The following is a 15,621-nucleotide window of genomic DNA, read 5'->3' as shown; positions in this document are numbered from 1 at the left end:
GAGCGTGCAGATGGACAGCGATAGACGCTTGAGCATCATCTCGACACTTCCTCGGGTGGGGGAGACCGCGGCGGGGAGCAACCGCGGCGGGTGCTTCAGGAACGACTGGGGGTTGCGGCGGGAGAGTCCTGCTCGTCCGCGTGGCGTCGCGTCACCGCGTAGCCGAACGCCGCGGCCGTGAAGTACATGATGATGCTGTAGATGGCCGGCGGGATGGCCATGGTGGCGTTGCCCAACAGCAGCGGGCTCATCGCGATGGTCATCGCGAGGATGCCGTTGTGGATGCCGATCTCCATGCCGATGGCCACCGCCTGACGCCGGGGGAGCCGGAACAGCAGCGGCGTCACGAAGCCCACGCCCATGCTCAACAGGTTGAAGCTCAGCGCCGCCAGGCCCACCTGCTGGAAGTACGCGCCGATGTTCTGGCGCTCCTGGTACACGGCCGCCGCGATGACCACCGCCAGGAACGCGGCGGACATGATGCGGATGGGCTTGTCCAGCTTGAGCGCCACCTGGGGCTTCCTCGAGCGCACCAGCATGCCGATGCTCACCGGCCCCAGCACGATGATGAAGACCTGCAGCACCTTGGCGAACTGCATGGGCACCGCGCGGTCCTCGCCCATGAAGTGGTTGAGCGAGAAGTTCACGATGAGCGGCAGCGTCACCAGCGTCAGCGCGCTGTTGACCGCCGTGAGCGTGATGTTCAGGGCCACGTCACCGCGGGCCAGGTGGCTGAAGAGGTTCGCCGTCGCGCCGCCGGGGGAGGCCGCCAGCAACATCAACCCCACCGCCAGCTCCGGCCCCAGTCCGAAGGCATGGGCAATGAGCACACCGCCGGCGGGAAGCACCAGCATCTGGCACACGAGCCCGACAATCACCGCTCGCGGGTAGACGATGACGCGCTTGAAGTCCGCGAGCGTCAGCGACAGTCCCAGGCCGAGCATGATGACGGCCAACGACAGTGGAATCAGAACCGCGGTGAACACGTTTGACTGCATTCGCCCCCCGTCGATGTGCGGGCGCTCCTCGCCCGTCTCGCGGCAGATGTCTCAATGCAAACAAGCGTGGCGCAAATGGGTGTCTCGCTTCAAGCCACCCCTTGCGATTTGCATCCCGCACGTGAGCAGCGATGACGCCTGGCGTCATTGTTTGTCACGTTGATGGAAAGCTACACCTGTACGCGTGTTACCGGGCCCGCATGGGCGGTGTCATGGATTGCTCAGGGAGGGGTCGCGTTTGCCTTCGTCGGCGCGAAGCGCAGGAAGAAGCTGTCGTCGTTCCAGCGCGGGCGCTCCCTGGAGCGAGTGCGGCGCGCCGGCGAACCGCTTCTGCGCGTGGGCCGCGTTGACGGTGACGCCCACCTTCAAACCCGTGCTCTCATCCAGCGCCGGGGCCGCGAAGGTCATCGCCTTCCTTCCTTTCGTGCCCCGAGCGGCCGTCCTCTCCGGGACGCGTCACGCACGCGGGGCGCGACAGCCGTGGCCCGGGTCGGCTAGGACGACGCCTCATGAGCCGCGTCCTGGACGAGCTGCTGGAGCTCCTCAAGCTGGAAGTCATCGAGGAAAACCTTTTTCGCGGGAAAAGCCAGGACCTGGGCTTCCGTCAGCTCTTCGGCGGGCAGGTGCTGGGACAGGCCCTGTCGGCGGCGAGCCAGACGGTGGAGACCGCGCGGCACGTGCACTCGCTGCACGGGTACTTCCTGCGGCCCGGCGACGCGAGCCAGCCCGTCGTCTACACGGTGGACCGGGTGCGCGATGGCGGCAGCATCAGCACGCGGCGCATCGTCGCCATCCAGAAGGGGCAGCCCATCTTCACGATGATGGCCTCGTTCCACGGCGACGAGCCCGGGTACGCGCACCAGTCGCCCATGCCGGCGGTGCCGCCTCCCGAGGGGCTGCCCACGGACCTGGAGCTGCTCAAGCGCCAGGTGGACCGCATCCCCGCGCGGCTGCGCGAGAAGATCCTCTGCGACAAGCCCATCGAGATGCGGCCGGTGGACTACATGGACCCGTTCCACCCGGTGCCGGGGGAGCCTCGCAAGGCCGTGTGGATTCGCGCGGACGGCGCGCTCCCGGAGGATCCGCAGGTGCACAAGTACGTGCTCGCGTATGCGTCCGACTTCAACCTCATCAGCACCGCGCTGCTGCCGCACGCGGCCAGCTTCTTCCAGCCCCACGTCATCGGCGCGAGCCTGGACCACGCCCTCTGGTTCCATGGGGACCTGAAGGTGAACGACTGGCTCCTGTACGTCATGGACAGCCCGTGGTCCGGCAACGCGCGCGGCCTGTCTCGCGGCTCCGTCTACACGCGCGACGGAAGGCTCGTCGCGTCCGTGGCGCAGGAGGGACTGCTGCGCATCCTGAAGGGCGACAAGCCCACGTCGTGAGCGAAGGACGTCGCTGGCCGAGCGGCCCCAGGCGGGGCGGAAAGGGACGTGACGATGCGCGCGGTGGTGTATCAGCACGAGGAGCACGAGGGCGTCGGCCTGCTGGGACCCGCGTTGACGGAGGTGGGCTTCACGCTGGTCCACCGCTTCCGCGCCGTCCGGCGCGAGGACGTGGACGCGGAGCTGGTGGTGGTGATGGGCGGCCCCATGGGCGTCCACGAAGCCGACCAGCACCCGTTCCTGCGCGACGAGAGCTCCATCCTCATGGAGCGGCTGGCCCATGAGCGCCCGTGCCTGGGCATCTGCCTGGGCGCGCAATTGCTCGCCGACGCGGCGGGCGCGGAGGTCTTCCCCGGCAAGAACGGCTTCGAGGTCGGCGTGGGCCCGGTGCGCTGGACGCCGGAGGCCCTGAAGGACCCCGTCATCACCGGCGCGCGCCCGCGCGGCACCGTGGCCCACTGGCATGGTGACACGTTCAAGGCCGTGCCCGGCGCGACGCTGCTCGCGTCCACGGACCGCTACACGCAGCAGGCCTTCCGGCTGGGCAACTCCTACGGCTTCCAGTTCCACCTGGAGCTCACCGCGCGCGAGCTGGGACGCTGGTTCGAGCTGGGCGCCAAGGACCTCGCTCTGCGTCACAAGGACGTGACGCAGCTGGTGAGCCAGCTCCCCAGGCTCGAGGCCGCGGAGCCGGAGAACCGCGAGCTGCTGCAAAGACTCGCACGTCACTTCGCCCAGGCGGTTCGCTGAAGACGTCGCCGACGCGAAGGGCTCGCGGTCACGATGTACCCGGCGCCGCCTCGTCGTCCGCTTGGGGTTTCGGTGTTTCACGAATGAGCGGGGCTGAGCCTGGGTCAGGATGGCTCCGGGCGGGCAGGTGAGCGGAGGGAAGGTGAGGGGCCGTTCAGGTGTGGGACTCACCGGCGACGTCTCATTCATGTATCGTCGACACATCCGCCGGCGGAGAGGGGGAAGTCTGTCTCGCCGATGCAGCGTGCGGACGCGTTGAGGTCGTGATGTGGCAATTCGGCATGGCGCTCCTGCTGCTCGGAGGACTTCCTCCGGACGGCGCCGCGCAGCTCGCGAAGGTGAGCCGGCTCCAGGCGGCGTTGCAGCGCGTGGCCGCGGATCCGGAGCTCGTTCAAGCCGTGCGGGCCCAGAACGCGCGTGGCATGACGCTCGCCACCATCCGCGCGGAGGACGACGTGTGGCTGTCCACGCCAGCGCTCACGCCCTTCAAGCAGCGCGTGCTCGAGACGCGGTGCTCTCAGGTGCTGGCGCGCCACCGCGAGGCCCTGGGCAACCGGGTGGTGGCGGAGGCCTTCGCCATGGACCGGCTGGGCGCGCTGGTGGGCGCCACGCGCCGCACGTCCGACTACTGGCAGGGTGACGAGGAGAAGTTCCAGGTGCCGTTCCGCGAGGGACGCATGCTCGAGGAGAAGCCCTTCTTCGACGAGTCCTCCCAGTCCTACGTGGTCCAGGTGTCCCTGCCGGTCCGCGACGCGGGCCGCGTCATCGGCGCCGTCACCCTCTCGCTCTCCCTGCTCGACCTCTGAAGTCCCGCCGCCACCCCATGCGCCTCTTCGACGGACTCTCCCTTCGTACCCGACTGACGGTGGCCGTCGCCCTGCTCACGCTCGGGGCCCTGCTGCCCTTCAACCTGCTGGGCCGCGTCTTCGTCTTCAACAATCTCCAGGACCAGATCCATGCCACCCTGCGCGTGGAGGCCCAGGGCCTGAGAGACCTGGTGGAGAGCGCCCTGGTGGAGCGCGAGGCCAACGCGCGCTCCTGGTCCGAGGACGCCATCCTCCGAGGCGCGCTGCTGTTCGACACCTTCGAGAAGAGCGACGCGGTGCTCGTCGCCCTGGAGAAGCGCCACCCCTCGTTCGCGGGCCTGGTGCTCTTCACCGAGGACGGCCGCGCGGTGTCCGCCAGCGAGGAGAAGCTGCGGCGCGCCTACGAGGGCCGAGAGAGCCAGGTGCGCGCCTCGCCCTGGTTCAAGGCCGCGCTCAACGGCACCCAGGACATCACCGGCTTCACGAAGGTGGACCCGTTCTTCGAGCGCACCGTGCTCCCGCTGGCCGTGCCCGTGCTCAGCCCCATCAGCGGCGCGCGCATCGGCGTGCTGCTGGCCGCCTACGAGTGGAGCCAGGTGGGCGAGGTGGTGGCGCCCGCGCTGGAGCGCTCCCGCGCCCGGGGCCAGAAGAGCTTCGCGCTGGAGGTGCTGGACGCGCAGGGCACCACGCTCTTCGACACGCACGAGCGGGACATCGCCCGGCCCGATGACGTCGTCCGCGTGGAGGCGGTCAACGCCAGCAGCGTGCGGGACGTGGGCGACGGCTGGCGCTTCGTGGCCACCGTGGACCCGGAGGACGCGTACGCGCCGCTGGCGGAGGCGGGCCGGGTGGCCGTGGGGCTGACGGCGCTGGCGCTCGTCGTGGCCGGCGTGGGCGGCTTCCTGCTCGCGCGCGGCGCCACCGGGCCCATCTCCCGGTTGAGCCAGGTGGTCACCCGCGTGGTGCGCGAGGGCGACCTCACCCAGCGCGTGGACGTCTCCACCCGGCGCGACGAGGTGGGGGAGCTCGCCTCCGCCTTCGCCCTGATGATGGAGCACCTGCGCGAGTCCACCCGCGGCCTGCAGGCGGGCACCAAGGTCCTCAGCCAGACGGTCTCCGAGCTCACCGCCGCCGCCGCCCAGCAGGAGCGCACGCTGACGAAGCAGGCCGCCGCCCTCCAGGAGACGCAGGTCACCGCGCAGGAGATCAAGCAGACCTCGCTGATGGCCGCCGAGCGCTCCCAGGCCGTGCTCGGCGTCACCGCCCGCGCCCGCGAGGTGGGCCAGGCCGGCGAGGCCACGGTCTCCGCCAGCCTCCAGGGCTTCGAGGAGCTGCGCGAGCAGGTGGGCGTCGTCGCCCGCAGCATCGCCGCGCTCAACGAGCGCACCCAGCAGATTGGCGGCATCACCCAGACGGTGAAGGACCTGGCCGACCAGTCCAACATGCTCGCGCTCAACGCCGCCATCGAGTCGGTCCGCTCCGGCGAGCACGGCAAGGGCTTCGGCGTGGTGGCGCGGGAGATCCGCAGCCTCGCCGACCAGTCGATTACGTCCACCGGCCGCGTGCGGGAGATCCTCGAGGACATCCGTCGCTCCATCCAGTCCACCGTCACCCAGGCCGAGCAGAGCCAGGGCAGCGCGGAGACGGGCCTCACCCAGGTGCGCGCCAGCGGCGACAGCCTCCGCGAGCTCACCGGCATCATCCAGGACAACGCCTCCGCCGCTCAGCAGATCGCCGCCGCCGTCACCCAGCAGAACGCCGGCGTGGCGCAGATCTTCACCGCCGTCACCGACCTGTCCCGGATGATGGAGGAGTCCATGCAAGGCCTGCAGGCCGCCCAGCGCATCACCGCCTCCCTGCGGGAGGTCGCCGCTCGGATGGACACCGTGGCGGCCACGTACCGCGTCTAGTCAAAGTCTTGCAGGAAACACTTTGAGTGCCAACATCAAGCACTCCCCGTACAAATGAGGATTATGCGCAACCCGGGGATTCCTCGGGCCAATCCCGGCCCCACGGAGTCCCCGTTTCGTTGGTCCTTCACGTGAAGGAGCACCGCAATGCGCAGCGTCGTGAAAGCCGCCGTATGCATGGCAGTGATGGCGACGTCCCAGGCATGGGGCTTCAATCCCACGGACAACTCCCCCAAGGGCGCCCTGGCCTCCCAGGCGTTCTTCAAGCCCGAGCTGTCGTTGGCCAGCGGGCAGGTGCCCTTGTCCGAGGCCCTGCCGAAGCTGGGCCCTGACAGCAAGAAGGTCTGGGACGACTTCTTCGCCCGCAACGGGAACAACTTCGAGATCTACATCGACGTCGTGACGGGGACGGCCGCCAACATCCAGGGCGCCGTCCCGCTCATCCCCGGCAACGGGGTGGGCAACAAGCTGACCCTGGGGAGCCTGGGCCGGCAGCTCGGGCGTTCGGTCGACAAGGTGGACAAGGCCGTCGTGGCTGACCTCGTCTACAAGTTCGTGGAGGCCAACCGCGACGCGGTGGGCGTGGACCTGCTCCAGCTGGGCGAGGCCCGGGTGGATCAGATCAACCCCGACCTGTGGCAGGTCTCCATCCCGCAGCAGTACCAGGGCATCCCCGTGCGGTACGGGCGGCTGGCGGCCACCATCAGCCACGGCAACCTCATCCTCCTGGGCACCGAGTCCTGGGCGAACATCGGCGTGTCGCCGATGCCGCTGGTGGACGCGGAGAAGGCCACGGTGCTCGCGCACGAGCGCTTCGGCCTGTACGAGAGCCCGTCCACCATCTGGAAGGAGCCCACGCTGGAGGTGGCGCCGGTCTCCGTGCCCAACGCGGGCTTCGCCAAGGGCATGACGCACCAGCTGGTGTGGACGTATGGCTTCACCACCACCGAGGGCCACGAGCACTGGAAGGTGACCGTCGACGCGCTCACCGGTGACGTGCTCGCGCTCGAGGACGACAACCACTACATCGACCAGTCGGTGAGGGGCGGCGCCTATGTCTTCACCAACACGGGCGTCCCGGTGCCGTGCACGCCCGGCTCGTTCTGCGGCGCCATGCAGGCCAACTACCCCATGCCCTGGGCCAACGTGGGCACCAACGTCTTCACGGACGGCTACGGCGTCTACAATTACACCTCCGGGACGACGACGACGACGCTCACCGGCAAGTACATCCGCATCAGCGACCGGTGCGGCGCCATCAGCGCGACCGGCTCGGGCAACATCAGCCTGGGCGGCACCAACAACCAGCACGACTGCACCGTGGGCACCGGCGGCGGCGCGGGCAACACGCCCGCCTCGCGCTCGGCCTTCTACGAGCTCAACCGCATCGCGGAGCTGGCGCGTGGCTGGCTGCCCACCAACGCGTGGCTGCAGGGCGCCATGACGGCCAACGTCAACATCCAGAGCACCTGCAACGCGTTCTGGAACGGCTCCACCGTCAACTTCTACCGCAGCGGCGGAGGCTGCCGGAACACGGGGGAGATTGGCGCCGTGTTCGACCACGAGTGGGGCCACGGCATGGATGACAACGACACGGCCGGCACGCTGAGCAACTCCAGCGAGGCCTACGCCGACATCGCGTCCATGTACCGCCTGCCGTTCAACCCCGCGGCCACGGCGACCAGCGGCCGCTCGCCCTCGTCGTGCATCGGCTTCGGCTTCTTCCAGACGACCAACAACGGCTGCGGCATGACGGCGGACGGCACGGGCTACAACGTCAACGAGGCGCAGACGGGCGGGGCCTGGTGCGCCACCAACTGCTCCGGCGTCCGTGACGCGGACTACGCGGCCCACAACCCGCCCACGCCCACCACGCCGCAGAACTTCGTCTGCACCCGCTGCTCCAGCGGCACCGGCCCCTGCAGCCGCCAGGTCCACTGCGCCGCGTCCCCCGTGCGTCAGGCGGCCTGGGACTTCGTCGCGCGTGACCTCCAGTCCCCGCCGTTCAACTACGACTGGAACACGGCGCAGAACATCGGCAACAAGGTGTTCTACCAGGGCAGCGGCAACATCGGCTCGTGGCACGCCTGCAACTGCACGGCGGGCACGTCCGACGGCTGCGCGGCCACCAACGGCTACAAGCAGTGGCTGGCGGCGGACGACGACAACGGCAACATCAACGACGGCACGCCGCACATGACGGCCATCTACGCCGCGTTCAACCGCCACAACATCGCCTGTGCCACGCCGGCGCCGGTGAACAGCGGCTGTAGCGCGGGCCCCACGGCCAGGCCCACCGTCACGGTGACGCCGGCCACGGGTCAGGTCTCCCTGAGCTGGGGCGCCGTCAGCGGAGCGACCCAGTACTGGGTGATGAAGTCGGACGGCGTCAACGGCTGCCAGTACGGCAAGGCGCGCATCGCCACCACGACGGCCACCAACTACGTGGACGGCGAGGTCCTCTCCGGCCACAACACCTGCTACTCCGTCGTCGCCGCGGGCAGCAGCGCCGCTTGCTACAGCCAGGCCAGCACCTGCGCCTGCGTGACGCCGCTGTAGTCCGGCGCGCACCCTGACTTCAGGCACGGTGGGGCGCGCTCGCGCGGGGCGCTCCCACCGTCGCCCGGGGTCCTCCCGGCGGCCTCGCGCTCACGCGAGGGGCCGCCTTTCTCGTTCAGAGCTTCAGCTCCCAGGTCTCGCTCATCAGGCCCTCGCCGAACAGGGCGTGCGGCTCCGTGCCCACGAGCGTGAAGCCCGCGCGCTCGTACATGCGGCGCGCCGAGTGGAGCTGCTGCTCCGTCCACAGCCGCACCTTGCGATAGCCGGCCTCACGCGCGAACTGGAGACACGCGTCCATCAGCTTCGTGCCGACGCCGTGGCCCCGGGCCGAGGGCTCCACCAGCAGCAGGCGCAGCTTCGCCACCGTCTTGGTGTCGCGCACCAGGAACACCGAGCCGACGGGGCGGCCGTTCAGCTCGGCGATCCAGCAGCGCTCCCGCGCCGGGTCCCGCTCCTGGATGAAGCGCGAGGTGATGCCGGCCACCAGCGCCTCGAAGCGCAGGTCCCAGCCGTACTCCTGGCTGTACAGGATGCCGTGGCGCTGGACGACCCAGCCCATGTCGCCTGGGCGGTGCTCGCGCAGGACGACGTGGGCCGGGACGGCCTGGGTGGAGCGCTCGCCCAGCAGCTCCTCGATGGTCTGCATCGCGTCCAGGAGGCGCGGGCGCTCGTCGGCGCGCAGCGGGGAGAGCAGGGCTCGGATGGCGTCGTTGGAGCGGCTGTTGAGCCGGTGGTAGGTCTGCTCGCCCTTGTCGGTGAGCCGCACCAGGTGCTGGCGGGCGTCGAGCGCGGAGGGGACCTTCTCGATGAGGCCCTGGTTGCTGAAGTTGCGCAACAGCCGGCTCAGGTAGCCCGCGTCGAGCGCCAGCTCGCGACTGAGCTCCGTCGCGGTGGGGGACTCGCGGTGGTACAGCTCGTAGATGACACGCGCCTCGGTGAGCGAGAACTCGCTGTGGAGCAGGCCTTCGTCCAGCACGCCGATCTTCTGGGTGTAGAAGCGGTTGAAGTGCCGAACCGCCGCCACGGTGGGGGCACGTCGCATCGGTGCCATCGGCGTAGCATCGCCGATTCAGGGCGCCCGTGGGCGGGCCGCATAGCGCTCCGCGAGCACCGAGCACACGATGAGCTGGAGCTGGTGGTAGAACATCAGGGGCAGGACGATGAGCCCCAGGGCCGGGTGCGCGCCGAACAGGAGCCGCGCCATGGGCACGCCCGAGGCGAGCGTCTTCTTCGAGCCGCAGAACACCGCGGCGATCTCATCCTCCTTGTTGAACCCCAGCCGCCGCGCGGCCTGGGTGCTCAGCGTCAGGACGATGACCAGGATGAGCGCCGCCCCTCCGAGCACCAGCGCCAGGGTGGCGCCGCCGTGGAGGCCGAAGATGCCGGAGGCCACCGAGTCGCAGAAGGACGCGTAGACGAGCACCAGGATGAACAGCCGGTCGATGCCGTTGGTGTACTTGCGATGGCGGGCGAACGTCGCGCCCAGGAGCGGCCGGGCCAGCTGTCCCAGGGCCAGGGGCAACAGCAGCAGCGCGGACAGCTTGAGGATGGCCTCGCCCATGGACAGGCGCGCCCCGGTGGTCTGCGCGAGCAGGCCGACGATGAGCGGGGTGAGGACGATGCCCAGGAGGCTGGACAGGCTGGCGTCGAAGATGGCGCCCGCCACGTTGCCCCGGGCGACGCCGGTCATCGCCACGGACGAGGAGATGGTGGACGGCACGGCGCAGAGGAACAGGAAGCCGAGCGACACCTCGTCCGACACCCACCGGCCCACGGTGAGGTTGAGCACCACCCAGAGCGCGGGGAAGACGAGGAAGGTGAACGACTGCACCAGCACGTGCAGCCGCCACTGGAGGGCGCCGGCCTTGAGCTGGGAAGTGGGCATGCCCAGGCCGTGCAGGAAGAAGACGAGGAAGATGCCGACGTTGGTGACGACGTCGGCGTGCATCGCGCCGCCGGACCTGCCGAAGTCGGGGAAGAGGAGCGCGAGCCCCACGGCACCGAGCATCCCCAGGAGGAACCAGTCCCGCGACAGGCGCTTGATGAGGCGAAGAGACATGTGGGGGCTTGAATACCCCCGGACCTGGGAGACCTCCAGCCCTCCGTGTGTCGCACCCTCAACGCTCGATGCGGAACTCCACCACCACACCCGCGTGGTCGGACGGCCAGAGGCCCGCGGCGTTGCGGTCGTCCAGCTGGTTGCCGACGATGATGGCCGAGCGCACGTCGATGTCGTCGTCAGCGTCGGCGAACAGCACCAGGTCGATGCGCTCGTCGAGCGCTGCCGTGGTGGTGTCATTCACCGTCTCGCTGAAGCAGCAGGTGAAGCCGTCGCCCGTGCCCACGCGCGTCCAGGCATCGACCAGTCCGGTGTTCGCGCTGACGAGGGTGTCGTAGCCGGTGGTCACCGCGCCCGGGCCGGTGTTCATGTCGCCGACGACGATGAGCGGCCGCTTGTAGGTGTTGACGAGGGCAGCCAGCTCCGCGGCCTGGTTCTCATTGCCGGGGCGGAGCGTCTCCAGGTGGGTGTTGACGAAGGTGAAGGGGACGCGGTTCAGCGTGGCGTCGAGCTTGGCGTAGCCGCGCGTGAAGCGGATGGACGCGCCGCCCACGGGGACGTCCTGGGCGAAGGCGAAGTTCGCGGTCTCCACGTTGGCGATCTGCACGTCGCCGCGCGCGAGGATGACGTCGCGGTCCGTGAGGCGGACATCGGTGAGGTCGGTGGCGTTGCCGGCGAGCGCCGCGGGGACCTCCGCGTCCGCGTTCTGGATGGTGGCGGCGACGCGGTAGCTCAGGCCCCGGGCCTGGAGCTCGGCCTGGAGGATGGCCAGGAAGTCATACGTCACGGTGGTCGCGTTGGGCAGCGGGTTGTTGCTGAAGTCGCTCGGGCTCTGGGTGCGGAAGAGGGAGACCTCCTGCAGCCCGATGAGCGCGGGGTCGGTGGCCTGGATTTCATCCGCGAGCAGCTTGGCGCGCGCGGCGAAGTCGGTGGCCTGGACCGTGGTGTAGATGCGCGCGGCGAGGGCGGGGATGTCCTGGGGGGCCTGGGCGGTGGCGAGCAGCTCGATGTCGCCGCCCAGGTAGATGTTGCGGGTCATCACCTTGAACTGCGCCTCGTCGGGCTCCAGCGAGTCATCGTCGTTGTCGTCGTTGCAGGCGGAGAGGAACAACGGGGCGCACGCGAGCAGCGGCGCGAGGCGGAGCATGCGGAGTGGCTTCATGAGGGCCTGGGGCAGGGGTGGAGTGGCGCGATTTGCGCGCCGGTGCCCTGGCTCGGGCAATCGACCTGCCGGGCCCGCGTCGGCTCATGCACAGCCCCTCGCGGGGGAGTGTTCACATCCCTGCGGGACCCCGGCTGTAAGGCAGGGCGAGATGTTCGCCAGGAGCGGGCAGCGCGATTCGACGCAGGCCGGTGTCGCTCCAGGTGACGAAGCAGAACGCGTCGGACTCGAGGGGTTGGCCGAAGTCGAAGCTCGCGCGGGTGAAGCCCGTGTCGGTGGACTCCTTCACGGTGACGAGGAGGTCGCCCAACGTCAGCCGTGAGCCTGGAGGCGGAGGCACGTCGCGGTTGACCTGCTCCCAGAACCCCAGGTTGCGGGGCGTTCCGCGCACGATGAGGTCGAACGCGTGGGCGGAGGTCCGCTCGAGCACGTGGTCGTGGGGGGCGGCGCTGAGCAGGCGGTAGTGCTGGGGGGCTCGGCCCTGGAGGGCCATGGCGGCGGGGACATAGAGCGAGATGCTCGGGTCCGCGGCGGCGACCAGGACGAGGGTCCCCTTGCAAGGAGGCGCCTCGCGGGCGATGCGCCACTGCGCGTCGGCGAGACGGCCCAGGGAGATGCCGAGCCCCACGCGGAACGCGGGGCCCAGGAGACAGTGGCCGAGGACGAGGGCGCTGACGGCGGTCCAGAGCAGCAATCGATGGCGACGGGGGCGCTGGGCTTCGCGAGCGGCGGTCCATCCACGGAGGATGAGCGTCGCGACCAGGGCGCTTCCGGCGAGGAGCGGCACCATGAGGACACGGCCGCCGATGATGCCGGCGGCGCCGGGGAGGGTGGCGGCGATGCCTCCGGGGATGAGCCAGCGCAGGGCGTGTTGCTCCTGTTCGGAGAGGAGCGGGCGGATGGCGCGGAACATCAGCAGGACGAGGGCCGAGGTGAGGGCGCCCCAGGCCGCGAAGCCCGCGTGGAAGGCGGGGGTGCCCGCGGCGGCGTCGGAGGGGGTGGCCACGACGAGCTCGCCCATGAGGATGAAGACGCGCTGGAGGAGGGTGGCGAGGAAGTCTCCGGGAGCGGCGATGGGGTTGAGGTAGCCGCCGCTGCCGCGCGCGCCGTAGCCCTGGATTGCGTAGAAGAGGAGATACGCGATGACGAGGACCGCATAGGGCGCGAGCCGGCGGACCCGTGTGCGGAGTGGGTCGCGCCGTCCGAACAACTCGTAGGCGCCGAGGAGGGCGACGGCGCTCAGCGCGGCTTCGCCCGAGAGCAACGCGAGCGCGAGGGCGAGGGGCGCGAGGACACGACCGGGAGCCCAGCTGTCTTCACGGGCGCGCAGGTGCGCGGCGAGGGCGAGGAGGCCCAGGAGCGCGGAGACCAGGGGATGGCGGGCGGCGAGCCACGCGACGGGGAACAGGTGCGCGGCGGCGATGGCGTGGAGGACGGTGGCGAGCGCGGCGACGGGGGCGGGGAGGAGTCGTCGATGGAGCCAGCCCACGACGGTCACGAGACCGAGGAACCAGACGAGGCTGTGCAGGTGGGCGGGGAGGGGAGCGTCGGCGAAGAGCCACTCATCGGCGGTGAGGAGGGCGCTCGGGATGGGCCGGAAGAAGCGGATCGACAGCGTGTCCGAGGTCCACCAGGGGAGCAGCCCGGCTTCACGGAGTCTCTGTGGATCGGTGCGAGGGCCGCCCACGAACTCATAGAGCGTCAGGGGGCCCCAGTCGCCCAGCGCGGCGACCTGTCCGGAGAGGGCGAGACGGTGGACCAGGTCATCGAGCAGCAGTCCGACGCGAAGGGAGGGCAGGGAGACGAGGGTGCCGAGCGCGAGCGCCAACAGGAGCGAACGGGGCCAGGTCCACCAGGAGTTCGCGCGAGGAGGGCTCTCCGCCATGGTGGACATCACCTTCGCGCGAAAGCCTCCAGCGCATCAAGGCGGGGCACGGGTGACTCGGGCCATGGCACCAAGGAGGGCGCTAGACCTCCTCGAATCGAGCGCCTGTGATCTTCGCGGCCGCCAGGGCCGCCTTGATGTCCTCGGAGACAATGAGCGCGACCGACCATCCCCAGGTCCGGAACACCTTCGCGTTGCCCACTTTCGCGCGGTCAATCCGCAGGTCGATGACGCCCCTATAGTGGCCGACCTTCTCGGGTCGCTCATCTTCCGGCATCCAGTACTGAACCTCTTTGGATGCCTTGTCGTCGATGCAGCGAACGAGCTTCGTGGCCACGAGCATGACGTACTGCTCGGGGCATCCCGGGATGTCGACCGGGATGAGTTGCACATCATCGGGAGCCAGCTCCGCGAACAGGGTGGCCACCCTGACGTGGACCACAGGGGTCACGCCGGCGCCGGCAGCATTGAAGTCCAGCCGACGCCCAGTCTCGATGATGGGGAGCGTCAGGCGTCCCTTGACTTGAACGGGCCGCCCTTCCGTGAACTCCCAGATGTCTTCGACCTCCTGGCCCTGCGCATCGACAGGGTCTCCCAGGTACCAGTTCCCGGCCTGCACACTCTCGCTGAGTCGAAAGTAGCGAACGCGATGTTGCATGGTGAGGGTCCTCAATACATCACCGCCCCAGGGTCACAAGGCGGTGGAGTTCCGTTCCCTTGGTCGAGGCCTCTCTGGCCAGCTTCTGAAGTTCCAGCGTCAGGGCCTTCCGACAGTCAGTGACCTTTCGGCACCCACCCAAGGCATCCCTGAGTCGATCACGGATTATCACGTGGTAGCGCTCCGGATGTGGGCCCTTGTGTCCGACGATCTCGATGATGTTCTCGGGATCCTTCAGCTCCATCCCAGCCCTCTTGAACAGCTGTTCGAACCTCGGTGTCCAGGGCCCGCCACGCGCCGCTGAGACGTTGTTCTTGTTCGTGGCGATATGGTGGCGCTCTGCTCGGGGGCGCATCCCCTGGCTCGCCACGGCGAGGGCGTTGGGGGCGAGCGCGATGGTGAAGCCCTCCGCCGACACCGCGACCGACCGCACACTCCCTACAGCGGTGTACTGGATGCCGGCCTGCGCCTCCACGGCAAGTGCCGCCTGAGATGAGCCTGGCAGCTTCGACGCCTTGGCCGCCAATCCAGCGGTGCTACCGATAGCTGCCGTGGCGAGCATGACGAAGACGCGCGCGGCGTTCTCCCCGAGGACTTCGCCATACGCCTCGCCCGACGTGCTGAGCTGCGCGAAAGTCGTGGCCTCGTCCACCTGACGCACCAGGGTCAGCCACCCGTCCAGCAGTCGCCACACCGTGTCCACACCCAGATATGCAATGGCGAGGGCCGTCATGGTCGCGGCAACGCCCTTGGAAAGCGGTTCCGGTAGGGCCCAGAGCAAGAGGTACATCGTTGCAGCGGCCGTAATCGTGGCCATGACCGCTCCGGGGTCCGCCATGCCCTCGAGGGCTTCCACAGTCTCCTCCCATACCGAGTCCATCGCGATGGCCAGGGCCAACGAGTACTTGCCATCGCTGGCCAGCACTGGGCCTTCCTCCAATAGGCGGAGGCAGTCCCCAGGGAGGTTCTTCCGCTTGCACCATCGACCGTATGCGCGCGTCAGTTCGTCATCCTCGTAGAACTCCAACAGGAGAGGGCCGCTATCGTCCGGTCGACTCTGGAGGGTGAGCCTCGGAGGGCGGCCCTCGTAGCGGTACACCCCACTTCGGGATGGAACACCGAAAAGACTCCGGGCTTCCTGTAGAGGGCTGCGGAACGGGCGGACGTCCCGAGCCAGCTCCGCGATGACGTCCTCGAATTCGTCGCCATCGATTTCGGATGCCTCCACTTCCGCGCCTGGCTCCTCGCGAGGAGTAACAACGAAGGAGTCATGGTCGGTATCCAGCCGCACGACTCGACTCGTCGAGCAACCGGTGGTGACCGCAAGCAATAGGACCGGCACCGCCCAGCGAAGCGACATGAAGGCTCCCCAGCAAATGGCTCGCCACAGATAAGGCGCATCCGTGGAATCCAAGGATACACTTCGATCCTTCCGCGCCCGTCCGC

Annotated in this window: 13 protein-coding genes; 5 read left to right on the top strand and 8 right to left on the bottom strand. The window is 69.1% G+C overall.

The annotated features are described in order from the left end of the window. Nucleotides 1–95: 95 nt before the first annotated feature. A complete protein-coding gene (locus FL311_RS11030; RefSeq protein WP_223748601.1) occupies nt 96–986 on the bottom strand; it encodes a bile acid:sodium symporter family protein in 891 nt (296 codons plus the stop codon). A 222-nt stretch (nt 987–1,208) separates the two neighbouring features. Next, on the bottom strand, nt 1,209–1,406 hold the full coding sequence (locus FL311_RS11025) for a hypothetical protein (RefSeq protein WP_141324975.1): 198 nt from the start codon (nt 1,404–1,406) through the stop codon (nt 1,209–1,211). Nucleotides 1,407–1,507: 101 nt separating this feature from the next. On the opposite strand from FL311_RS11025, the gene tesB reads away from it, so the two are divergent. From tesB to FL311_RS11000, 5 genes are all read left to right on the top strand, one after another. Beyond that, nucleotides 1,508–2,386 carry an acyl-CoA thioesterase II gene (tesB, locus tag FL311_RS11020; protein ID WP_141324973.1) on the top strand — a complete coding sequence of 293 codons (879 nt, stop codon included), beginning with the start codon at nt 1,508–1,510 and terminating at the stop codon, nt 2,384–2,386. 54 nt (nt 2,387–2,440) lie between these two features. Beyond that, on the top strand, nt 2,441–3,136 hold the full coding sequence (locus FL311_RS11015; protein WP_141324983.1) for a type 1 glutamine amidotransferase: 696 nt from the start codon (nt 2,441–2,443) through the stop codon (nt 3,134–3,136). 266 nt (nt 3,137–3,402) lie between these two features. Then, complete coding sequence (locus FL311_RS11010) at nt 3,403–3,942, top strand: PDC sensor domain-containing protein (protein ID WP_141324981.1); 540 nt, start codon at nt 3,403–3,405, stop codon at nt 3,940–3,942. A 17-nt stretch (nt 3,943–3,959) separates the two neighbouring features. Continuing rightward, nucleotides 3,960–5,852 carry a methyl-accepting chemotaxis protein gene (locus FL311_RS11005; protein ID WP_141324972.1) on the top strand — a complete coding sequence of 631 codons (1,893 nt, stop codon included), beginning with the start codon at nt 3,960–3,962 and terminating at the stop codon, nt 5,850–5,852. Between the two features lie 147 nt (nt 5,853–5,999). Beyond that, nucleotides 6,000–8,411, top strand: coding sequence for a hypothetical protein (locus FL311_RS11000; protein ID WP_228556810.1), 2,412 nt, complete (start codon nt 6,000–6,002; stop codon nt 8,409–8,411). 115 nt (nt 8,412–8,526) lie between these two features. On the opposite strand, the gene FL311_RS10995 is transcribed toward FL311_RS11000, so the two are convergent. The 6 genes from FL311_RS10995 to FL311_RS10970 all read right to left on the bottom strand — a co-directional run bounded on the left by FL311_RS10995 (nt 8,527) and on the right by FL311_RS10970 (nt 15,535). After that, nucleotides 8,527–9,453, bottom strand: a complete 927-nt coding sequence (locus FL311_RS10995) for a helix-turn-helix domain-containing GNAT family N-acetyltransferase (protein ID WP_228556809.1) — start codon at nt 9,451–9,453, stop codon at nt 8,527–8,529. A 27-nt stretch (nt 9,454–9,480) separates the two neighbouring features. Next, nucleotides 9,481–10,470 (bottom strand): bile acid:sodium symporter family protein, encoded by a 990-nt coding sequence (locus tag FL311_RS10990; protein WP_141324968.1) that lies wholly within the window; start codon nt 10,468–10,470, stop codon nt 9,481–9,483. A gap of 58 nt (nt 10,471–10,528) precedes the next feature. Then, nucleotides 10,529–11,617 carry an endonuclease/exonuclease/phosphatase family protein gene (locus tag FL311_RS10985; RefSeq protein ID WP_141324966.1) on the bottom strand — a complete coding sequence of 363 codons (1,089 nt, stop codon included), beginning with the start codon at nt 11,615–11,617 and terminating at the stop codon, nt 10,529–10,531. Nucleotides 11,618–11,744: 127 nt separating this feature from the next. After that, on the bottom strand, nt 11,745–13,517 hold the full coding sequence (locus tag FL311_RS10980; RefSeq protein ID WP_141324964.1) for a hypothetical protein: 1,773 nt from the start codon (nt 13,515–13,517) through the stop codon (nt 11,745–11,747). A gap of 82 nt (nt 13,518–13,599) precedes the next feature. Beyond that, entirely contained in the window at nt 13,600–14,175 is a 576-nt protein-coding gene (locus FL311_RS10975) for a DUF1629 domain-containing protein (protein WP_141324962.1), read from the bottom strand. A gap of 19 nt (nt 14,176–14,194) precedes the next feature. Next, nucleotides 14,195–15,535, bottom strand: coding sequence for an AHH domain-containing protein (locus FL311_RS10970; protein ID WP_141324960.1), 1,341 nt, complete (start codon nt 15,533–15,535; stop codon nt 14,195–14,197). Nucleotides 15,536–15,621: the final 86 nt, after the last annotated feature.

It is taken from the genome of Myxococcus sp. AB025B (genome assembly GCF_006518215.1).
GTDB lineage: Bacteria > Myxococcota > Myxococcia > Myxococcales > Myxococcaceae > Myxococcus > Myxococcus fulvus.
The sequence above is the reverse complement of the archived record's forward strand: the minus strand, read 5'-3'. Positions and strand labels throughout refer to the sequence as shown.